Annotated in this window: 21 protein-coding genes and 1 other annotated feature; of the genes, 5 read left to right on the top strand and 16 right to left on the bottom strand. The window is 39.7% G+C overall.

Annotation, left to right across the window (positions count from 1 at the left end; all coding sequences use genetic code 11):
- Nucleotides 1–41 precede the first annotated feature (41 nt).
- From pgsA to yfmF, 4 genes are all read right to left on the bottom strand, one after another.
- Entirely contained in the window at nucleotides 42–620 is a 579-nt protein-coding gene (gene pgsA, locus MKX69_RS11830; protein WP_002298210.1) for a CDP-diacylglycerol--glycerol-3-phosphate 3-phosphatidyltransferase, read from the bottom strand.
- A gap of 208 nt (nucleotides 621–828) precedes the next feature.
- Nucleotides 829–1,752, bottom strand: coding sequence for a RodZ domain-containing protein (locus tag MKX69_RS11835; RefSeq protein WP_341010341.1), 924 nt, complete (start codon nucleotides 1,750–1,752; stop codon nucleotides 829–831).
- 737 nt (nucleotides 1,753–2,489) lie between these two features.
- Nucleotides 2,490–3,776, bottom strand: coding sequence for an EF-P 5-aminopentanol modification-associated protein YfmH (gene yfmH / locus MKX69_RS11840; RefSeq protein WP_341010343.1), 1,287 nt, complete (start codon nucleotides 3,774–3,776; stop codon nucleotides 2,490–2,492).
- On the bottom strand, nucleotides 3,769–5,037 hold the full coding sequence (gene yfmF / locus MKX69_RS11845) for an EF-P 5-aminopentanol modification-associated protein YfmF (RefSeq protein WP_341010345.1): 1,269 nt from the start codon (nucleotides 5,035–5,037) through the stop codon (nucleotides 3,769–3,771). The genes yfmH and yfmF overlap by 8 nt, the downstream gene beginning before the upstream one ends.
- Before the next feature lie 250 nt (nucleotides 5,038–5,287).
- On the opposite strand from yfmF, the gene mscL reads away from it, so the two are divergent.
- Together mscL and MKX69_RS11855 are read left to right on the top strand one after the other, a co-directional pair.
- Nucleotides 5,288–5,749: a large conductance mechanosensitive channel protein MscL gene (mscL, locus tag MKX69_RS11850; protein WP_002287431.1), complete on the top strand. Its 462-nt coding sequence runs from the start codon at nucleotides 5,288–5,290 to the stop codon at nucleotides 5,747–5,749.
- Nucleotides 5,750–5,900: 151 nt separating this feature from the next.
- Nucleotides 5,901–6,860 (top strand): IS30-like element IS6770 family transposase, encoded by a 960-nt coding sequence (locus MKX69_RS11855; RefSeq protein ID WP_002293280.1) that lies wholly within the window; start codon nucleotides 5,901–5,903, stop codon nucleotides 6,858–6,860.
- Nucleotides 6,861–6,874: 14 nt separating this feature from the next.
- On the opposite strand, the gene MKX69_RS11860 is transcribed toward MKX69_RS11855, so the two are convergent.
- From MKX69_RS11860 to MKX69_RS11915, 12 genes are all read right to left on the bottom strand, one after another.
- Nucleotides 6,875–7,321 (bottom strand): GNAT family N-acetyltransferase, encoded by a 447-nt coding sequence (locus MKX69_RS11860; protein WP_341010347.1) that lies wholly within the window; start codon nucleotides 7,319–7,321, stop codon nucleotides 6,875–6,877.
- Between the two features lie 92 nt (nucleotides 7,322–7,413).
- Nucleotides 7,414–7,659 (bottom strand): Veg family protein, encoded by a 246-nt coding sequence (locus MKX69_RS11865; protein ID WP_002287434.1) that lies wholly within the window; start codon nucleotides 7,657–7,659, stop codon nucleotides 7,414–7,416.
- A gap of 114 nt (nucleotides 7,660–7,773) precedes the next feature.
- Nucleotides 7,774–8,352: a sigma-70 family RNA polymerase sigma factor gene (locus tag MKX69_RS11870; RefSeq protein WP_341010351.1), complete on the bottom strand. Its 579-nt coding sequence runs from the start codon at nucleotides 8,350–8,352 to the stop codon at nucleotides 7,774–7,776.
- Nucleotides 8,353–8,428: 76 nt separating this feature from the next.
- Complete coding sequence (locus MKX69_RS11875; protein WP_002318843.1) at nucleotides 8,429–8,959, bottom strand: NYN domain-containing protein; 531 nt, start codon at nucleotides 8,957–8,959, stop codon at nucleotides 8,429–8,431.
- Nucleotides 8,960–8,962: 3 nt separating this feature from the next.
- Nucleotides 8,963–9,823 (bottom strand): 23S rRNA (guanosine(2251)-2'-O)-methyltransferase RlmB, encoded by an 861-nt coding sequence (gene rlmB / locus MKX69_RS11880; protein ID WP_002318842.1) that lies wholly within the window; start codon nucleotides 9,821–9,823, stop codon nucleotides 8,963–8,965.
- On the bottom strand, nucleotides 9,816–10,211 hold the full coding sequence (locus tag MKX69_RS11885) for a Mini-ribonuclease 3 (protein WP_002293091.1): 396 nt from the start codon (nucleotides 10,209–10,211) through the stop codon (nucleotides 9,816–9,818). The genes rlmB and MKX69_RS11885 overlap by 8 nt, the downstream gene beginning before the upstream one ends.
- Nucleotides 10,208–11,620: a cysteine--tRNA ligase gene (cysS, locus tag MKX69_RS11890; RefSeq protein ID WP_341010355.1), complete on the bottom strand. Its 1,413-nt coding sequence runs from the start codon at nucleotides 11,618–11,620 to the stop codon at nucleotides 10,208–10,210. Before cysS ends, MKX69_RS11885 begins: the two co-directional genes overlap by 4 nt.
- The gene (gene epsC, locus MKX69_RS11895; RefSeq protein WP_002287446.1) at nucleotides 11,617–12,153 is read right to left on the bottom strand and encodes a serine O-acetyltransferase EpsC; all 537 of its coding nucleotides are present in this window, start codon (nucleotides 12,151–12,153) and stop codon (nucleotides 11,617–11,619) included. Before epsC ends, cysS begins: the two co-directional genes overlap by 4 nt.
- An 85-nt stretch (nucleotides 12,154–12,238) precedes the next feature.
- Nucleotides 12,239–12,478, bottom strand: a binding site (T-box leader).
- Nucleotides 12,475–13,935, bottom strand: coding sequence for a glutamate--tRNA ligase (gene gltX / locus MKX69_RS11900; RefSeq protein ID WP_341010358.1), 1,461 nt, complete (start codon nucleotides 13,933–13,935; stop codon nucleotides 12,475–12,477). It overlaps the preceding feature by 4 nt.
- A gap of 169 nt (nucleotides 13,936–14,104) precedes the next feature.
- Entirely contained in the window at nucleotides 14,105–15,262 is a 1,158-nt protein-coding gene (locus MKX69_RS11905; protein ID WP_341010360.1) for a PIN/TRAM domain-containing protein, read from the bottom strand.
- A gap of 33 nt (nucleotides 15,263–15,295) precedes the next feature.
- Nucleotides 15,296–16,666, bottom strand: a complete 1,371-nt coding sequence (gene radA / locus MKX69_RS11910) for a DNA repair protein RadA (protein ID WP_002287449.1) — start codon at nucleotides 16,664–16,666, stop codon at nucleotides 15,296–15,298.
- A 62-nt stretch (nucleotides 16,667–16,728) separates the two neighbouring features.
- A complete protein-coding gene (locus MKX69_RS11915; RefSeq protein WP_341010364.1) occupies nucleotides 16,729–17,256 on the bottom strand; it encodes a dUTP diphosphatase in 528 nt (175 codons plus the stop codon).
- Nucleotides 17,257–17,485: 229 nt separating this feature from the next.
- On the opposite strand from MKX69_RS11915, the gene proB reads away from it, so the two are divergent.
- The 3 genes from proB (at nucleotide 17,486) to MKX69_RS11930 (ending at nucleotide 19,956) form a co-directional block, all read left to right on the top strand.
- Nucleotides 17,486–18,292, top strand: a complete 807-nt coding sequence (proB, locus tag MKX69_RS11920) for a glutamate 5-kinase (RefSeq protein ID WP_002287451.1) — start codon at nucleotides 17,486–17,488, stop codon at nucleotides 18,290–18,292.
- Nucleotides 18,289–19,536: a glutamate-5-semialdehyde dehydrogenase gene (locus tag MKX69_RS11925; protein WP_002337400.1), complete on the top strand. Its 1,248-nt coding sequence runs from the start codon at nucleotides 18,289–18,291 to the stop codon at nucleotides 19,534–19,536. Before proB ends, MKX69_RS11925 begins: the two co-directional genes overlap by 4 nt.
- Nucleotides 19,537–19,611: 75 nt before the next feature.
- The gene (locus MKX69_RS11930; RefSeq protein ID WP_002307733.1) at nucleotides 19,612–19,956 is read left to right on the top strand and encodes a hypothetical protein; all 345 of its coding nucleotides are present in this window, start codon (nucleotides 19,612–19,614) and stop codon (nucleotides 19,954–19,956) included.
- Nucleotides 19,957–20,061 lie beyond the last annotated feature (105 nt).

Raw genomic sequence — 20,061 nt, forward strand, 5'->3', positions numbered from 1 at the left:
GAGTTAGACGGCAGGCTCACAACCTCTCCACTAAACGATACTTACATTGATCCTTTGAACACACCGCTGTTTTTGATGAAGTAATCCACACCTGAATAGATAGTAAAGATCAGACAAGCATAAAGCATGATTTGATCTACTGGAATACCGATCAGGCTGAATGGGATATTATTGATAAACAGCAAGATAATAGCAACCATTTGTGTAGCCGTCTTGACTTTTCCCGGCCAAGCTGCAGCCATGACTTCTCCATGTTCGACAAGTAGTAAACGCAAGCCTGTGACGGCTAATTCACGACAGACAATGATCGCTACTACCCAACCAGGGGCCTTTCCTTGGTCAACCAACATGATAAAAGCAGTCATAACTAGCATTTTATCTGCCAACGGGTCCGCAAACTTGCCAAAATTAGTGACAAGGCCTCGCGCACGGGCAATTTTTCCATCTAACCAGTCTGTGATACTAGCTAAAGCAAAAATAACTGCACCTACTAGCTGTGTGACAGCCAGTGTGGTGTCTCCTACGTTAAGTTGTCCCCAATCTAAAGGTAAACCTACAACCAAAATGAAAATCGGGATCATACAAATTCTAAGTACAGTTAATTTATTTGGTAAATTCACACTATCGACTCCTTTCTTCCCTATTCTACGTGACTATCAGCGAAGTTTCCACCGATATTATTTACTTTTCCAAATGAATTTATTCAAAGGAGTATTTTTATTGAAATTGATCTTTTTGAATTAACGAAGAAGGACCGCGACACAGATTTGTCACGATCCTTCTTTTTTATACCTACAAGTAAACAGATGCGTAAACTAATTTATACGATCATTCTGCGTATTGAAGAGTAAGGTTCACATTTTTTGGACTCTGATTGTTTTCCCCTGGATTAACTGGTACGGATTCTCCATTCGCTTTGATCGTTGCATTGCTTGCTGCACCAATCGTGATGGTCGCATTTGTTGCTGTTTCCGGTAACACGGTACTCTGTGTTTCATTTGCTGCCAGTGTCCCTTGATAAACATAGGCATTGTCTACTAGCACACCTAACCATACACGATTGACAGCAGTAAATTCAAGGGTTACAGGCTTGGTAGCGTCTGTGATATTTACTGCGATGGCACTGCCAGAATCTTCTCCTGTAGCTATTGCCATTTTCTTTTCTTCACTTGATTTTGTTGTTGATTCTACTGTAGAAGACTCTTTGGTCTGCGTGCTTTGCTCTGAGGAAGAGGACTCCTCGACTGATCCTTCTACTTTAAGCGAAGAAGCTGTGTCTCCGATTATTGGATCAGCTTGACGATCTTGCCAAGTCATATAGCCCACGACAACGACAATCGCCAAAGCAACCAATCCTAATAAGATGACAGGAAGACTTGTCCAAAAGAGACTTGGATGCGATTCTTCCTGATGCATTGCTTTTCTAGAAGTACTTACTGTTTCAGGCTGCGGACGTTCAGGGACCGATCCTGTCAATTTGCTTTTCCCATCAAAAACATCGACTAAATGGTCTCCATCTTCTCCTACAGCTTCAGCGTATTGCCGAATAAATGCCCGCACGTAAAATTTACCAGGCAATTGGTCAAAATCATCATTGTCGATTGCTTCCAAATAACGTTTTTGAATTTTTGTAATCTGCTGTAATTCATCTAAAGATATTTTTTTATTCAGGCGTGCTTGCCGTAATTTTTCTCCGATGGTTTCAAAAGCCACTCGTTCATCTTCTCCAGTCTGTTTGATTCTCCGAAGCATCTGCTGTTGCAACGAAAGACGTTATGTTTGGGTGCTGTGACAAAAGTCATGTCACAGCTCCTTTTTTCCGAATAAACATTGTTCTCCTGCCAACTCCTCGGTCACAAGTCACAATATCCAATAAATATAAGAAGCTGTTTTTTGAACTTGTTCCTTGTGACTCGGAGTTAAACGGCAGGCTCACGACCTCTTTCTTAAACGGTATTCAATCAGCTGTTCCTCGGTATTAGCTCAAAAACCGACAAAATATAAGGAGATATTTTTCCGTATGTTTCTCTAATACTCAGGTCAAAACGCTGATTTCACAACCTCTTCCTTAAACGGTGTTCAAAAGCTTGCATCTGCGGTAATAAGTCCAACCAAGTTAAAAACATCAGAATCTGTTTTTACTTGGCTGTTCTTATTACTTGATGCAGGGCAGCTTTTTCACAACCTCTTGGTACACGGTGTTCCAGAAGTAGCTTCTTCGGCAATAAGCCGAAATATCACAAAAATTTGAGAAGCAATTTTCGTAAATTCCTTCTTATTTCTTGAAGCTGACCACTTCTGTCACAACCTCTTTGATTACTTCGTTTGATTTTATTTTAATATAAGTTGATTAAAAGAGAGCATGATTTGTTTTATTTTCTCACTAATTTTTCCAACACAACTAAGAATACCATAAAAGCTGATTTTGGAGGAGGTTCCTACTACAAGTCTAAAACGAAATTTAAGACTTTTCCTCATAAAATACTGGTTTATTTTGGTCTCATGTAAAACTCGCTGAAGGCCTCTTCACTTATAAATGCTTCCCCAGCTGCCAGTACGTCTTTCATTTGGATCGAATCGATGATTTCAGGAAGATCAAATAAAGTTCGATCGCCAAATAAACTTTGCGTAAATTGATTGGCAATATATTCGATCGAATTTAATGATTGGAAATATTGTCCAAGCATTTTCTTCTTCAGCAAATCGAGATTTGTTTCTGACACTTCCGGATCATCAGCGAATCCAAGAATGATTTCTTTGACCTTTTCTGCTGCTTTCTCTGGTTCGTCCGTATCTCCGCTGAAGTCCGCAAAGTGAAATTCACGATCCAAGCTGAATTCAAAACCAAAGCTGTCATCGATAATTCCTTGATTGTACATCGCTAGATAGTTTCGAGAAGTATTGCCTAAAATCATTTGGAACAACAGATTGATTGCTGTTTTATAGCGTAACAGTTCTGTTCCTTCTTGCGGCAATGTGTCTAATCCTTTAATACCAAGTACAAATTTATCTCGTGTAATGGCTGCTTCCAATGCACTTTGTTTGATGATTTCTTTTGTGTTTTCAGGGAAATAACGTACAATTTCTTGCTTTGGAGGGAAATTTTTTGCTTCTTGGTTTTCCCGAATAAGTTTCATCAATTTCTCAGGCTCCATCTTACCAACTACAAATAAAACCATATTGCTTGGCTGATAAAACGTCCGATAGCACGTATACAAGTCTTGAGCTGTGATTTTGTCGATACTTTCAACCGTGCCCGCAATATCGATATGCAATGGGTGTGTAGGATACAAGTTATTTAGTATGCCAAAAAACATCCGCCAGTTAGGGTCGTCTTCATACATTTGGATTTCCTGACCGATGATTCCTTTTTCCTTGTTTACAGTTTCTTCTGTGAAGTAAGGTGCTTGTACAAAATCGACCAGGGTCGTCAGATTTTTTTCTACCTGATCCGTCGTAGAAAACAGATAGCTGGTTTTCGTAAAACTTGTGAAAGCATTGGCGGAAGCTCCTTGTTTCCCAAATAATTGAAAGACATCACCATCTTCTTTTTCAAACAACTTATGTTCTAAAAAATGGGCAATTCCATCTGGAACTTTCACCTTTTCTTTTTCACCATAGGGAATAAATTCGTTATCGATCGAACCATAATTCGTACTGAACAAACCATATGTCTTGTGATAGTCATTTTTAGGCAACAAATACACGGTCAAACCGTTTGGCAGTACTTCATGATAAAGTGTTTCATTGATTTGCTCATATTCTGTTTTATTCATTTGCATTTCCTCCTGCTAAAAAGAAGATTGCCTGCAATTCGATTTGCTCAGCCACTTGTTGTATCTCTTTGATTGTCACGCTTTCCATGCGTTTCAACCATTCTTCATCAGATAATTTTGTTTCTGGCAGCCAGCTGTCCAAAAAAGAAGCTTCGATTGCTGCTTGAGGAGAGTCTAGAGAAAGCAGATATTGGTTTCTCAGCATTGCTTTTGTCTGAGACAGTTCCAACTCTGTTATTTCACCATTTCGCAAACTTTCTAATTGCTCGTGAATCAGATGAAGTACTTGATTTCGGTTCTTTTCATCGATACCGGTTTGGACACTCATGAACCCTCGGAACGTATCCACGCTACTAGAGGCATAATAAGCTAGACTTTCTTTCTCTCTGACATTCGTGAAAAGTTTAGAGTGAGGAAAACCGCCAAATAAACCGTTAAAGACCATTAGCGCAAAACGTTCTGGTTCATCGTAATACACATTTGTCTGATAAGCTAGGTTCAGCTTTGCTTGAACGATTGGCTCACGTACTTGTCGTTCCTTCACGATATTCACTTGAGGCTGGGTATAAAACAGATCGGGATAAACTGTTTCCCGCGACTCAAATGGTAATTGCCCAACTGCTTCAGCTGCTTTGTCCGGATCAACATCGCCGACAACAAAAATGTCGATTTGATCATTTGCCATCATTTCTTGATAGTAGGACGCTAGCGAACTAGCAGTGATCTTGTCCAGATCTTCGACTACGCCCAACCCTGGGATCTTTTGTTCCGGGCTGTTTTCAAAATAAAGTTCTTGCAAGGCATAGGAAGCAAAAGTTTGTTTATCTTCCTTCAAACTTTCCAAATATAGACGCAGATTGTTCTTTTCCAAGTCAAACGTCAACTGATCAAACTGATGATTTTTAATATTTGGATAAAATAAAACCTCTTTTAAAAAATCTACCGCTTGAGAAAAAAGGTTTGGATCATTGACATATTCACCATTCACAAAACTGGTCCCTGCGTTTAGCCAATGTAAATTTCCTTTTTTTCTAACTGATAATCCAAAGCTTGCGCCATAAAGCTCTGCAAGTTGCGCACTTAACTTTGTCTGATCCGGATAATTCAAACTATTTGTTTCCAACATGCTGCTGAGAAGTGAACGTTTCGTGATGACTTCTTGTTGCAGACGCGCAGTAAAACGGATAAAAATCCGGATCGTTTTGTATTGTTTTGTTGGTAAGACATGAAGATTCACGCCTTCTGCCAATTGATACACCATATTTATATGCTCCTTTTCACAGATGATTGCCCGCTTACTCTTTTAATGGTCAACCTGCCTTTTTTACTTATTCCTCTGCTTGAAATTTATAAGTTCAGGCAATTCGCCGTTTTTTCTAAATGATGTTACACTTTATAGTATAGCATAGATGTTTTTTATCAAAAGAAACAGACGGCTAAAAGCGTATATTGTTTTTTTATTTTTTATTTTTCGATATACTAAAGACAAATAAAAGAAGGGAGGGTCATTCATGATCAAAGAATTCAAAGAGTTCATCATGCGTGGAGATGTCTTGGATCTTGCTGTCGGCGTTGTTATTGGTAGTGCGTTTACAAGCATCGTAAACCAAGTGGTGCAAGGCTTGATCACACCACTAATAGGTTGGTTTGTCGCAATGATCACAGGTACTTCTGATTTAGAAGGAGCACTTTCAATTCTTGACTGGTCGCCGACAAAAGGCGTCACATTTGCGTTTGGTAACGTTATTAGTGCTATCATTACATTTCTGATCACTGGTTTTGTCTTATTCTTAGTTGTCAAAGCGGCAAACCGTGCGAAGAATTTACGCTCCAAAGAAGAGCAAGTGGAAGTGGAAGAAACTCCTACTGCAGAAGATTATCTTAGTGACATACGCGATCTTCTTGCCAAACAAGTGGCAGAAGACAATACACATCCAGTAGAGCAAACAAATCTTTCCGATACTTCTAAATAATAAATAATCTAAAAAAAGAAAGCCGATTTTCAGTATCGGCTTTCTTTTTTTAGATCGCGAATTGTAAAATTAAGTTAGAAAAATAAAAAGGCATTTATGGTACACTCAAATTGTATTTCCGACGAAAGAAAACAAAGGAGTGTAACCATAAATGACCTACAAACATCTTACCATAGACGAACTGACAATGATAGAATCATATTATCTTCAACATAATAAGCCGGTTGAAATCGCTAACCGAATGGGACGTGCTATACAAACTATTTATAATGTAGTCAATAAGTTCAAGCAAGGTAAGACTGCTCTTGATTATTGGCACCAGTATAAAGAAAATAAGAAAAAATGTGGGAGAAAAGTCATTCAATTACCTGCTCATGAAGTAGATTACATTAAAGAGAAAGTCACTCTTGGTTGGACGCCTGACGTCATTATCGGGCGAAAAGAAAGACCTGTTTCATGCGGTATGAGAACACTTTATCGTTTATTTTCTAAAGGAATATTTGATATTGACACACTACCGATGAAAGGTAAAAGAAAACCCAATGGCCATCAGGAAAAACGGGGAAAACAACAGTATCAGCGCTCAATCCATGATCGACCTGATAATTATCCTGATTTCAATTCTGAGTTTGGTCACCTTGAAGGTGATACGATCGTTGGCATTCATCATAAAAGTGCCGTCATTACTTTAGTTGAAAGATTATCTAAAGTCATTATCACGATTAAACCCAACGGCCGTAAGGCATTAGATATTGAAACTGCCCTTAATCAATGGTTTTCTCGCTTCCCTAAAAACTTCTTTAAATCTATTACGTTTGACTGTGGAAAAGAATTTTCTAACTGGAAAGCCATTAGTAACCAACATGATATTGATATATATTTTGCGGACCCTGGAACACCTTCTCAACGCCCATTAAACGAGAATTCTAACGGGATTCTGCGTCGTAATGGACTGCCGAAATCAATGGATTTTAGAGAAGTGAATCAGACATTTATTTCCAGTGTCAGCAATCAACGTAATCATATTCCAAGAAAATCATTGAATTACAGAACACCAATCGAAATATTTTTGAGCTATGTACAAGAAGCATTTTATTCTAGCTTAATTTGACAAATCATAGATTCTTAACTTGCTACTTGTTCCTTTTTCATGTCGATATGTGGAATATCATCTTCCAAATACACATCTGAGATTGCCTTGAATCCAAACGACTCATAAAAAGCTTGTAGGTATTCTTGTGCGCCGATCACGATTGGTTTTTCTGGAAAATTTTTCTGGATCATGTTAATCGTTTCTTGAACAATCTTTCTTCCTAAACCATCTTTACGGTTGTCCTGATGAACAAGGACACGTCCAAAATGGATACTCTCCGCTTCTTCATATACTCGCGTGTAGGCAAGGATCTTCCCCTCAGTATCTTGAAAAAACGTATGCCAAGCTTGTCCATCAATGTCATCAACTTCTTGATAAGGACACTGTTGTTCCACAACAAAAACTGCGATTCGTTCTTTGACGATCGCGTAAAACTCTGCTGTTGACAATTCTTCAAATTTCTTTACCTGATATTCCACTAAGCAAACGCCCCCTGCTTTTTTATTCTTAGCATACCGATTCGCACACAAAAAAGCAAACGAGCCTTACGAATCTCAGGCTCGTTTGCTTTTTAAACTGCTTCAGTTAAAAATTCGATCTCAACTGTCCGAGTAAGTACATCTGAATAGCTGTAAGATACTCGTTCAAAAGAATTTTCTTCAGGATCCAAATCAACAACGAATACTGAAGGATAGGTTTCTGTTAAAACGCCGCGGCGTTCTGTTTGACGCTTTCTTCCTGTCTGAGCAACCAACATGATTGGGCTGCCGATACGACCTTCTAAATCTTTCTTGATTGAAGCTAAAGTTGTTGGCATACAGTTCACCTCTACTATCAACTATACCACATATTTTTAAAATTTTCAAGTTTACCATAAAAAAAAAAGAAATGCAATAAAAATAAATAAGAAGCTCATTAAGATTTTTCTAAATTATTCCTCATTATAAAATTCCAAGTGTTTTTTTATTTTGAGTTTTACTCTCCCGTAAGCGCTCATTACTTGCTTGTGATCCATTGCTAAACATTCAGCCATGTCTACAAAATCAACGCCTTGCATATAATAATGAAAAATTTTAGCTTCTATTTTTGAAAACTGGATTTCGCAATTTTCGATTGCTTCTTTTAATAAAAGATGCTGAATCGCTAAAGGTTCTTGCAATGTGATCTCTGCTAAAAAGTCTGGTCCTTCTGTCTCTATTTTTTGGTCGATTGAGACTTCATCTTTTTGATCACGACGCTTCAGCGCGTTCTGCTTCCTCAATAGAGAATAGATTTGATTGCTTATAATGCTTTTATAATAACTTCCAAAGCTAACACCTTTGCTTTTTTCGTAAGTTCTCAATGCCTGATATAAAGCGATCCTTGCTTCTTGTTCCCAATCCTCAGAAACATAATTTCTTAAATAATAGGTGTTTTTCAAACGTAGTAAAAGTGGAAAATATTTTTGATATAGGGCAGCAAATGCTTCTTCGTCACCATTACGTGCAGCGCGCAATAACTCCTCAGACATAAAATAATTCCTCCATAAATTCGTTTATGGAGGAATCTTATCATCAATGATTCATCGAACTGATTAGAACGATATGTTATTTATTTTTTCTCATTAAATCGTCCAATTTTTGGGACAATTTTTTTAACTGCTCTTCATTCCATGGAGAATTACGTCGGAAATCAATAAAATGCATATCTTTATTTTCTTGGGCTATTGTTTTTTCCGTTTTTTTTATCGTCTTATATAATTCATAAGCAGAAGTTCGTAATGCTCCTTGGGAAAAGATCATCCACTGTTCTGCTAAATCGCTTGTCGCCACTGTCACTTGTGTCAAACGGTCATTCAGCTGACCAGCGATTCTCTCGATATAACTGTCAGCCGTTTCGTCTTCTTTCGTAAAAACAACATCCAACTGGTATTTCTTATAATTTTGTTGGATGCCCGGAACTAATTGGGCATCGAAGACAACGATGACTTCTAGTCCTTCATATTTCGCATAATTTGATAAACGATGTAAAAGAGCTTCTCTTGCATCCGCCATTTTGTCCTGCTTTTTAAGCTGGACAAGTTCCGGCCACGAACCAATCATGTTGTAGCCGTCTACAATCAACAGCTGTTTTTTCATGGTCTACTCCCCCTGACGTTGGGAAAAAGCCTGATACATAAGCAAACCAGCAGCAACACTGGCATTTAAGCTCTGGACGTGCCCGGTCATCGGGATCGTCAGCAATTCATCCATTTCTTTTTTCAATCCTGGACTCATTCCTTTGCCTTCATTACCAATGACTAAAGCAATTGATCCTTTGGCATTCCATTTTTGGAAGTTTGTGCCGGTCATATCTGTGCCAAATACCCAAAATCCTGTTTCTTTGAGCTGTTGCACAGCTTGTACCAAATTCGTCACGCGTGCAACGGGGACATGTTCGACTGCCCCAGTGGAAGTCTTTGTTACGATAGGTGTGATTCCAACTGCTCGGTGTTTTGGTATGATCACACCATCGACGCCACTTGCGTCTGCTGTCCGTAAAATCGACCCAAAATTGTGTGGATCTTCGATGCTATCCAAAATCAAAAAGAAGGGGTCTTCTTTTTTCTCTTTTGTTCGTTCAATCAGTTGGTCAAGGGATAAATATTCATAAGGTGTAATCGCAAGAACGACTCCTTGATGCACGCCGTGATCGCTCAAAGTTTCTAATTTTTGTTTAGGAACCCATTTGACTGGCACAGCTTGTTCACGTGCGATTTCTTTCAGTTCTTCTACTTTTTCTCCTCGTGAATCTTCTTGAAGAAAGAGTTTATTCCCTCGCCCTTGTTGTAGCGCTTCTACTGCGGCATGGTGTCCAAAGACGAAATTATCTTCTAATGCTTCTTCATTTTGATCAGAAACTGACTGATTTCGTCCAGTTTGCTTTTTATTTGGATATCTATTTTGTTTTTTGTCTTCAAATCCACGTTTCGATTGATGTTTGTTTGTTCTTTCTTTACCCATTTTTTTCACCAACTTTCTGAATACACCAGCGGATCAATTCTTCCATCCGCTCGGTTTGTTTTGTCAAATGCAGATAGCCCATGAGCGCTTCGAACCCTGTTGCGACCCGATACGTCGTAACGTCAGCATTTTTTGCGCTCGTATGGCTTTTAGCATTTCTTCCTCTGCGATAATAAAGTTCTTCTTCTTCTGTCAAAAGATGTTCTTCCAGCATTTGCTGAATCAAAAAGGCTTGTGCATTCGCAGAAACATAATTCGTTGCCGCACGATGCAGCTTATTGGGTTTTGTTTCTCCTTGATCAATCAGGTGGTCACGAACATAGATTTCGTAAATCGCATCTCCAACATAAGCCAAGGCTAAACCGTTCAATTGTGTGTAATCTCTCATGCTTCTCTTCTCCATCGGGTTCCTTGCGGTGTATCTTCTAATAAGATCCCTTTTTCTTTCAACAAATCACGAATTTCGTCGCTTCGGGCAAAATCACGATTGCTTCTTGCTTGATTTCGTTCTTCGATCAATTGTTCAATCTCTTCATTTAATAACTCTTCTGCTGTAAATAAAATACCGAAGATCGAAAGCCATTGCGAGAATAAAGCTTCTCCTTGTGCCAAGACAGCGGCAGAAACTTTCGGCTGGTCTAGATAAGTGTTCAGCCACTTAGCAAGCTCATAGACCACTGTGATCCCATTTGCTGCATTAAAATCATCGTCCATTTCTTCGATGAATCGCTGTTCTAAATTTTCTAACAAAGCGATTTTATCCGCATCATCTGCCAAATTCTCTGAGGCAGTTTCTTGGCGGAATTTCAAATTGTCAAACGTATTCTTCAGTCGTTGTAAATTGGTGGCTGCTTCTTTCATCGTCGTTTCACTGTAGCGGATCGGACGACGGTATTGTGTGGTCGCCATGAAGAAACGCAAGACTTGTGGATCAACGTTTTTGATCATTTCATGTACAGTGATGAAATTCCCTAGAGATTTACTCATTTTTTCATCGTCTTCGCCAATCGTTACATAACCATTGTGCATCCAGTAATTAGCGAATTTTTTCCCTGTTTTCGCTTCACTTTGTGCGATTTCATTTTCATGATGAGGAAATTCTAAATCTTGCCCGCCACCATGGATATCGATCGTTTCTCCTAAATGTTTTGTTGCCATAACGGAACATTCAATATGCCAACCGGGACGTCCTTTGCCCCATGGTGAATCCCAAGAAATCTCGCCAGGTTTTGCTTGTTTCCATAAAGCGAAATCTAATGGGTCTTCTTTTTGCTGCTGTTCTTCCCCTGTACGCTGACTTGCTCCGACTTCCAGTTCATCGATGGATTGGTCACTTAATTTCCCATAATTTTCAAATTTACGGGTACGGTAATACACATCACCTGAAGATTCATAAGCATAGCCTTTTTCAACCAACACTTGAATAAATGCTAAAATATCTGGCATATGATCCATGACTCTTGGATGCAGTGTAGCAGGCTCGACATTCAACGCTTTCGTATCTTCTTCAAATGCTCGGATGAAACGATCAGCAACTTCTGGTGCTGTAATACCTAATTCGTTTGCTGTACGGATGATTTTATCGTCTACATCCGTGAAATTCGATACGAAATCGACTTTATAGCTTCGATATTCAAAATAGCGTCGAATTGTATCGAAAGCAATGGTGCTACGAGCATTTCCGATATGGATATAATTATACACAGTCGGTCCGCAGACATACATACCGACATGTCCCTTTTGTATAGGGATGAATTCTTCTTTTTTTCTGGTCAATGTATTGTAGATTTTTATCATTCTGATCTCCTCACTTTTTCTCCTTTGATTCGAACGACTTTTGCTGGTACTCCTACCGCTGTAGCGTCGTCTGGAACATCTTTCAACACAACGGCACCTGCACCGATTTTGGCGTTTTTTCCGATCGTTACCGGTCCTAATATCTGCGCATTCGCAGAGAGCATGGCTCCTTGTTTAACAGTTGGATGTCTTTTACCCGTTTCTTTTCCTGTACCGCCTAATGTTACGCCATGGAATAAAATCACATCGTCCTCGATTTCTGCGGTTTCGCCAATGACGATTCCCATTCCATGGTCGATGAACACGCCAGTGCCAATCGTTGCTCCTGGATGGATCTCAACACCAGTTAGGAAACGCCAGAATTGAGCATTGATCTTCGCCAATAAAAAGAGCCGGTGCTGATATAAAAAATGAGAGAAACGATGCCAAAACAAGGCATGAAAACCAGGGTATGTCAAAACGATCTCAGCTGTCGAACGTGCAGCCGGATCGTTTCTCTTTGCTGCATCAATCGCTCGGGTAAACCAACTCATGACTTTCCACTCCTTTCGTAAGAATTTTATGTAGGAAATCATCTTCTTATAAAGAAAAGAAGCGCCTTTTAAATAAGTTTCCTTATCAAAAGACGCTTTCCGCGTGGTTCCACTTTTCTTCATAATCAATGATTATCTCTGACAGCTAACGCCTGTTATACGTTCTTGGCTACTTTGTTTCCTAGAAAACAGTTTTTCCTGTTTTCTGTGTTTCGCCAAGACCACTCCCAGAGGCATTTCGGCAACCATTCATTGATACCTTGCACCACCCGGTATCTCTCTTGTAATGATCAGCTGCTTACTTTTTTCTGTTCATCGTGTTTAGTTCAGTACTTGATTTAAATGTGCTAATGATTTTTCACGACCAAGCAATTCGATCGTTTCAGGCAATTCTGGACCATGTATTTGTCCTGATACAGCTACACGGATTGGCATGAAAAGATTTTTTCCTTTTACGCCAGTTTCTTTTTGAACAGCTTTGATGGCAGCTTTGACAGTTGGAGCATCTACTACTTCCATTTGTTCTAGCTGTGCTTTGAATGCGCGGAGAACAGTAGGAACTGTTTCACCAGCAAGTACTTCTTTTGCTGCTTCATTCAATACAGGATGTTCATTGAAAAATAGCGTAGACAGATCAACGATTTCTGCAGCATAGCTCATTTGAGGTTGATACAGGCTAACGATCTTCTTCACCCATTCGATTGTCTTTTCATCTGGGTTTTCTGCTACACGTCCATCAGCGATTAGATAAGGCAGACACATGTCAGTAAATGCATCTAGATCCATTGCTTTGATGTAATGGTTGTTTACCCATTGCAGTTTTTTCGCATCGAAAGCTGCGGGTGATTTACTTAGGCGTTTTGGATCGAACATTTTGATCAATTCTTGGTGTTCGAAGATTTCGTCTTCGCCCACAGGTGACCAGCCCAATAATGCAATAAAGTTGAACATTGCATCTGGTAGATAGCCTAATTCGCGATATTGTTCGATAAATTGCAAGATTGATTCGTCACGTTTGCTTAGTTTTTTACCTGTTTCACTGTTGATGATCAATGTCATATGTCCGAAGGTTGGTGGTGTCCAGCCAAATGCTTCATAGATCATCAGTTGTTTTGGTGTATTGGCAATATGGTCATCTCCACGTAAAACGTGAGTGATTTTCATCAAATAATCATCGACCGCAACAGCAAAATTATAAGTTGGCATACCATTGCGTTTTTGGATGACAAAGTCGCCACCGATATTATCGGATTCGAACGAAATAGCGCCTTTCACCATATCTGTAAATGCGTATTCTGTATTGCGAGGCACACGGAAACGTACAACAGATTCTAGACCTTGTGCTTCTTTTTCTGCTTGTTCTTCAGGTGTCAAGTTCGCACATGTTCCTGCGTAATGAGGCATTTCTCCTCTTGCGCGTTGTGCTTCCCGTTCTGCTTCTAATTCTTCTTCTGTGCAATAGCATTTGTATGCTCGATTGCTAGCAAGCAGCTGATCAATCAGCGGTTGATAGATTTCTTTACGTTCAGATTGACGGTAAGGGCCGTATTCTCCAGGATTTTCAGGAGATTCATCCCAATACATTCCCAACCAAGCAAGGTTTTCCAACTGGCTTTTTTCGCCATCTTCGATATTACGTTTTTGGTCAGTATCCTCAATACGAATAATAAAGTCTCCATCATTGTGGCGGGCAAACAAATAATTGAATAATGCAGTTCTTGCATTTCCAATATGCAGGTGCCCAGTTGGACTTGGTGCATAGCGTACGCGTACTTTCGTCATTTTCTTCCTCTTCTTTCAAACTAGACTTTGACTAACAGCAAAAATTCCGTCAGTTACGGCTTCTCAAATATCATTTATTTAAAGCCACTCAGCACAAATTTTACCTTTTCTAAGGTAAATAGTAAAGCCAACTGGTTGAATTTCCTTACCAGTTGGCTGAATTTCTTTTTTATTTTGATTGTTTAGTCTTTTTCTCTGTCTCTTTTTTATTGTCGATTCCTCGTCCTGCATGTGCAGGTTTAGCAAAGATCATGCGTCCAGCAGCTGTTTGAAGGGCACTCGTTACAACGACTTCGATACGCTCATTCATGTAATGCTGTCCATCTTCTACGACAACCATCGTGCCGTCATCTAGGTAGGCTACTCCTTGTTGGCGTTCTGTCCCGGCTTTTACTATTAGAACATTCATCGTTTCACCAGGGATGACGACTGGTTTTACGGCATTTGCCAACGCATTGATATTAAGAACAGGTACATTTTGGAATTCAGAGACTTTATTCAAGTTATAGTCATTGGTTACAATGACACCATCTAAAAGCTTAGCCAATTTGATCAATTTGCTGTCTACTTCACTGATATCTTCAAAGTCTCCATCGTACATTTCGACAGATATACCCTCTTCTTTTTGCAAGGCATTTAGGATATCTAATCCGCGACGACCACGCACACGTTTCAAACTATCCCCTGAGTCCGCGATGTATTGTAGTTCGTAAAGAACAAAATTAGGGATCATCAAGGTTCCTTCTAAGAAACCAGTCTTTGTAATATCATAAATCCGACCGTCAATGATCACGCTTGTATCCAAGATTTTATATTTATGGAAATTTTCTCCTGATTTTCGTTCTAGCAGTTGACTCTCAACTTGACTAGCTGTTTCTTGCTCGATTTTTTTGCTTCGTGAACCAAAAACTTTCTTCCATTCTTCGATTCGTGTTGTTCCCATTCTCAATCCCAGATAACCTAAGATGATCATCAGTAAAATCGGCAATACACTATTGACGAATGGAATTTCCATATTGTAAAGAGGGGTCGAGATCACAACACCTAAAGTCAATCCGATGATCGCACCGATCGCACCGAAGAGAAGATAAGTCAAGCTGACCTCACTTAGTTTTTGTTCTACTTGTTTGATAATAGCTGAGATATGTTTGGCCAACAGCAAAGATAATAAAAAGAAAATAAGTGCGCCTAACAGGCTGTTGGTAAATGTATTATTCAGCCATCCGTTTGACTGTTGACCGATTGCCTGCCAAGCTGAGGGTAAAAATGAAATACCCAAGCTTGCGCCGACAATGATCATAAGCAAAGTAATGACACGTTTTTGCATCGTTTTTCCTCCGTTTCGACAATCATTTATTAGTTAGCGGAACACACGCTTCAACGTTTCAGCCAAAGTTGCTACTCCAACTATCTCGATTCCTTTTGGCGCTTCCCAGTTACCTAAGTTGTTTTTAGGTAGGTATACTTTTGTGAAGCCGAGTTTTTGGACTTCTTTGACTCGTTGTTCAATATGACTGACACGTCTGATTTCTCCAGTCAGTCCAATTTCACCGATGAAACATTCCGTTGGCTGTGTTCCTTTTTCTTTATAGCTTGAAGCAATACTGACAGCGATAGCTAAATCAATCGCTGGTTCATTTAATTTTACCCCACCTGCAGCTTTTAAGTAAGCATCTTGATTCTGAAGAAGCAACCCAGCTCTTTTTTCCAGCACTGCCATGATCAGAGATACCCGATTGAAATCAAGACCTGTTGTTGTTCGTTTGGCATTTCCGAACATAGTAGGTGTGACTAATGCTTGGATCTCTACCAAAATTGGACGTGTCCCTTCCATTGCCACAACGATAGCAGAGCCAGTTGCACCGTCTAGGCGTTCTTCTAAGAAAATCTGTGAAGGATTAGCGACTTCTTCCAATCCATGCTCATGCATTTCAAAAATCCCAATCTCATTCGTTGAGCCAAATCGGTTTTTTACTGCTCGCAAAATCCGAAAACTATGATGTTGTTCACCTTCAAAATATAACACCGTATCCACCATATGTTCTAACATTCTTGGGCCGGCGATCGAGCCTTCTTTGGTAACATGACCGACGATAAAAATGGCTATCCCATTTGTTTTAGCGATTTTGAGTAGTTCTGCAGTGGTTTCTCTTACTTGGCTGACACTTCCTGCCACACTTGTGATGTCTGGCTGCGTCATCGTTTGGATGGAATCAATGATAACATAATCAGGGGAGATATGTTCGATGGCACGACTGATTTCGTTCATATCTGTTTCAGCGTATAGATAAAATTCTGTGTTGATACTTCCGAGGCGTTCCGCGCGTAATTTTATCTGCTCTGCGCTTTCTTCGCCGGATACATATAAGACTTTTCCGCCTATGGCTGCTAATTGCTGAGAAACTTGTAACAGCAAAGTGGATTTCCCGATACCTGGATCGCCACCAATCAAGACCATAGACCCTGGCACCACACCTCCGCCTAACACACGGTTCAGTTCTTCTAATTTTGTTTTGATCCGAGGTTCTTTTTTAGGGACGACGTCTGCGATTTTTGTTGGTTTTGCTTTTTCTCCTGTCAAACTTGTCCGAGTTCTGCGGTCCGTTGTATCTTGTTCGATTTCTTCGACCATCGTATTCCATTTTCCGCAATTTGGGCAGCGTCCCAAGAACTTAGGCGACACATACCCGCAATTTTGGCAAACAAATTGTACTTTTGATTTTTTTGCCATTGTACCGCCTCCTTTTATCCTAATCATGAGACATTAAATCAAGCTTAAGTATCTTTAACGTTTTATTTACTGGAAGAACCAAATCCGCCTTGACGTTGAGCAGTCGTTTGATCTTGATCTGCTTTTAAAAACGGCAAAAAGATCCCTTGGCCGATACGCTCGCCTTTTTTGATCACTACATCCTTGAAACCAAAGTTGGTGAATTGGAACATGATATGGCCTTCATTTGCCTCATTATTGTAATAATCACTGTCAATCACACCTACTCCGTTTGTCAACACTAAAAACCGCTTCAACGGATTGCTTGAACGGTTAGCAAGCTGCAAAAATTCATCTTCTCCCATGTAAGCTTTGATTCCAGTAGGCACGAGGGTTGGTTTCAATTGTTTTTCATTTTCTGATACATCTTTTTTCAATCCATCTGCGACTGTTTCCAACCCCTTTTTCCAGCCTGCTTTCCAGATACTTGGAATCACGACCGCTTCTGCTGCTTCAAAATCATAGCCAGCAGCATGATGTGTAGCGCGCTGCGGTAGATTGATATTTTGATCTTTATATTTAGAAATAACTTCAAATCCTCTTTTTCTCACCGGTTTTCCTCCCTAAATAAACTACTCCTATTCTAACATATCCGAGGCTGTAAAAGACTTTCTTTACAAATTCTTCAAGAAATTCTGCTATCTTAAAGTAAACCATTAATTCGTTCTTTTTCCAAACGACTGCAAGTTGTACAAAAAAACTATTTTTTACATGACTTTACTCGTCAAAACAAGTAGAATAGAACGAAATTAATGAGTGGATATTTGATTGAGGTGTCACATGCGTAAAGAAATTAAAAATGCAAAACGAATTATTGTCAAAGTAGGAACAAGTACATTGATTTATCCCAATGGAAATATCAATCTTGCGGCAATCGATCAGTTAGCTTTTGTCCTTTCTGATCTTAGAAATCGGGGAAAGGAAGTGATCTTAGTCTCATCAGGAGCTGTAGGCGTTGGTATGCATAAATTACATTTGTCAGAACGTCCGACTTTGATTCCTGAACAGCAAGCTGCGGCAGCTGTTGGTCAAGCCGAACTGATGAATATCTATAATCAAAGATTCAGTGTATATAATCAACAGACGGCACAGATCCTCGTGACAAGAGACGTGGTAGATTATCCTGAAAGTCGTAAAAATGTGAGGAATACATTGGAACAGCTTTTGATTATGGACACGATCCCTATCGTGAACGAAAACGATACTGTAGCAGTGGATGAATTAGATCATCTGACAAAATTTGGCGATAATGATCAGCTGTCAGCCATCATGGCAAAACTTGTCGCGGCAGACCTTTTGATCGTCCTTTCTGATATCGACGGGTTTTATTCAGATAATCCGACTACAAATCCCGAGGCTCAGATGTATCGCTATATCGATAAAATCGATGAAAAGATTCTGGCACAAGCAGGTGGTGCTGGTAGCACATTTGGAACAGGCGGTATGCAGAGTAAATTAAAAGCCGCTTCTAGGATATTTGAAGCAAACAGCGCAATGATTTTAGCAAATGGAAAAAATCCGGCAATTATTTTTGATATTCTTGCAGGAAAAGAAGTAGGTACTTTATTTAAGGAGGACTTGAAATGACTGACTTGATGCAATTAGGACAACAGGCAAAAGATAGCGCGCAACAACTAGCACTTATGCCTACAAACCGCAAAAATGAGCTACTTGTTCAAATGGCACAAACCATCAAAAAGAATCAACAAGCGATCATTGAAGCAAATCATAAAGACTTAGAAAAAGCAGTCGAAAACAATATCAGTGAAACGATGCAAGACCGCTTGCAGCTGACACCTGAGCGAATCAATGCCATGGCTACAGAGATCGAAAAAATTGCTTCGTTAGACGATCCTATTGGAAAAGTAGATGAGATGTGGACGAACACCGACGGATTGAGAATCGGCAAAAAGCGCGTGCCACTAGGCGTGATCGGCATCATTTACGAATCTCGTCCAAATGTCACGACAGATGCAGCTAGTCTAGCATTCAAATCAGGGAATGCCGTTATCCTTCGCGGTGGCAAAGAAGCATTCTTCTCGAATCAATTATTAGTCCAATTATTGCAGCAAGTACTGGTCAGTGCTGGCGAATCTCCTTATGCCATCCAGTTTGTCGATGATACTTCTCATGAAACTGCAGGACAGTTGATGCGATTGACAGAATACTTAGATGTGCTGATTCCTCGAGGCGGAGCAAAATTAATCCAACGAGTCAAAGAACAGGCAACGGTACCTATCATTGAAACAGGTACAGGAAATAATCACGTATATATCGATAAAGAAGCACAGTTGGCTATGGCAGTGAACATCATCGTCAATGCAAAAGCTTCCCGTCCATCTGTCTGTAACGCGGCAGAAACATTGCTGATCCATTCTGAGATCGCACCTTTTTTCTTGCCAGCTATTGAAAAAGAACTGGTAGAACACGGGGTCTCTTTACGTGCGGATGCTCGTGCGTTAGAATATCTAGAGACGGCTGCTTTAGCAGAAGACACAGATTGGGATACTGAATATCTAGATTATATCCTTGCTGTCAAAGTGGTCGATTCTTTGGATGAAGCAATTGCACATATCAATCGGCATAATACTAAACATTCAGAAACGATCGTGACAGATAGTTATGCGGCTAGTCAACGTTTCTTAAATGAAGTGGACGCGGCGGCTGTCTATGTCAATGCCTCCACTCGTTTTACAGACGGATCGGTATTTGGTTTTGGTGCAGAGATTGGTATCTCTACTCAAAAGTTGCATGCCCGTGGTCCAATGGGGTTAAATGAATTAACTTCCACAAAATATATCATTTATGGCGATGGACAAATCCGCGAATAATGTTTCGTGTGAAACATTATTCCCGCCTTTTGCCTTTTTTCTGTAAAGGTTCTATCCAACTAGAAAGGTGTCAATATGTTTGAAATTTTAATGATTTTTTTTATTTACCTTATTTCTCTGAATATCGCTGCTTTTCTGGGAGTCGGTATTTTATCCCTTTTCTTTCAATTCAAAAAACGAAGCATAGGGAGTCAACGGGAAAAATGGTCGCAGTATTTTGACAAAATCGGGCCAAAAGGGCTGGTTACACGCTTGCACATTAGTTACATGGTTGCATTATGCTTATTAGCGACAATCAATTACTATTCTTTTTTCGATCATTCAATCGCTTATACGATTACGCTACTGATTGCTGGGATTTTTCACTTATCTTATAAATATCAGCTGAATAAAAACCACTTGAATCGGACTTTCCGCTAAAAAATATCCGTACGATAAGTAGAGTGCCTTGAAGATCGGCAAAAAACTGCCGGACTTTTTAGAGGCTGTGACAAAGATTTTGTCACAGCCTCTTTTTCCATATAA

The organism is Enterococcus sp. FSL R5-0957, from assembly GCF_038008005.1.
GTDB lineage: Bacteria > Bacillota > Bacilli > Lactobacillales > Enterococcaceae > Enterococcus_B > Enterococcus_B faecium.

What these genes read in the sequence shown, in the direction of transcription:
- MKX69_RS11875 (WP_002318843.1), bottom strand. Translation starts at nt 8,959, where the DNA reads ATGAAAAAACAGCTGTTGATTGTAGACGGCTACAACATGATTGGTTCG.
- cysS (WP_341010355.1), bottom strand. Translation starts at nt 11,620, where the DNA reads ATGATAAAAATCTACAATACATTGACCAGAAAAAAAGAAGAATTCATC.
- MKX69_RS11930 (WP_002307733.1), top strand. Translation starts at nt 19,612, where the DNA reads ATGTTTGAAATTTTAATGATTTTTTTTATTTACCTTATTTCTCTGAAT.
- MKX69_RS11925 (WP_002337400.1), top strand. Translation starts at nt 18,289, where the DNA reads ATGACTGACTTGATGCAATTAGGACAACAGGCAAAAGATAGCGCGCAA.
- epsC (WP_002287446.1), bottom strand. Translation starts at nt 12,153, where the DNA reads ATGAGTTGGTTTACCCGAGCGATTGATGCAGCAAAGAGAAACGATCCG.
- MKX69_RS11855 (WP_002293280.1), top strand. Translation starts at nt 5,901, where the DNA reads ATGACCTACAAACATCTTACCATAGACGAACTGACAATGATAGAATCA.
- yfmF (WP_341010345.1), bottom strand. Translation starts at nt 5,037, where the DNA reads ATGGTGTATCAATTGGCAGAAGGCGTGAATCTTCATGTCTTACCAACA.
- rlmB (WP_002318842.1), bottom strand. Translation starts at nt 9,823, where the DNA reads ATGGGTAAAGAAAGAACAAACAAACATCAATCGAAACGTGGATTTGAA.
- MKX69_RS11870 (WP_341010351.1), bottom strand. Translation starts at nt 8,352, where the DNA reads ATGTCTGAGGAGTTATTGCGCGCTGCACGTAATGGTGACGAAGAAGCA.
- MKX69_RS11905 (WP_341010360.1), bottom strand. Translation starts at nt 15,262, where the DNA reads ATGCAAAAACGTGTCATTACTTTGCTTATGATCATTGTCGGCGCAAGC.
- radA (WP_002287449.1), bottom strand. Translation starts at nt 16,666, where the DNA reads ATGGCAAAAAAATCAAAAGTACAATTTGTTTGCCAAAATTGCGGGTAT.
- gltX (WP_341010358.1), bottom strand. Translation starts at nt 13,935, where the DNA reads ATGACGAAAGTACGCGTACGCTATGCACCAAGTCCAACTGGGCACCTG.
- proB (WP_002287451.1), top strand. Translation starts at nt 17,486, where the DNA reads ATGCGTAAAGAAATTAAAAATGCAAAACGAATTATTGTCAAAGTAGGA.
- mscL (WP_002287431.1), top strand. Translation starts at nt 5,288, where the DNA reads ATGATCAAAGAATTCAAAGAGTTCATCATGCGTGGAGATGTCTTGGAT.
- MKX69_RS11835 (WP_341010341.1), bottom strand. Translation starts at nt 1,752, where the DNA reads ATGCTTCGGAGAATCAAACAGACTGGAGAAGATGAACGAGTGGCTTTT.
- MKX69_RS11865 (WP_002287434.1), bottom strand. Translation starts at nt 7,659, where the DNA reads ATGCCAACAACTTTAGCTTCAATCAAGAAAGATTTAGAAGGTCGTATC.
- yfmH (WP_341010343.1), bottom strand. Translation starts at nt 3,776, where the DNA reads ATGAATAAAACAGAATATGAGCAAATCAATGAAACACTTTATCATGAA.
- MKX69_RS11885 (WP_002293091.1), bottom strand. Translation starts at nt 10,211, where the DNA reads ATGAGAGATTACACACAATTGAACGGTTTAGCCTTGGCTTATGTTGGA.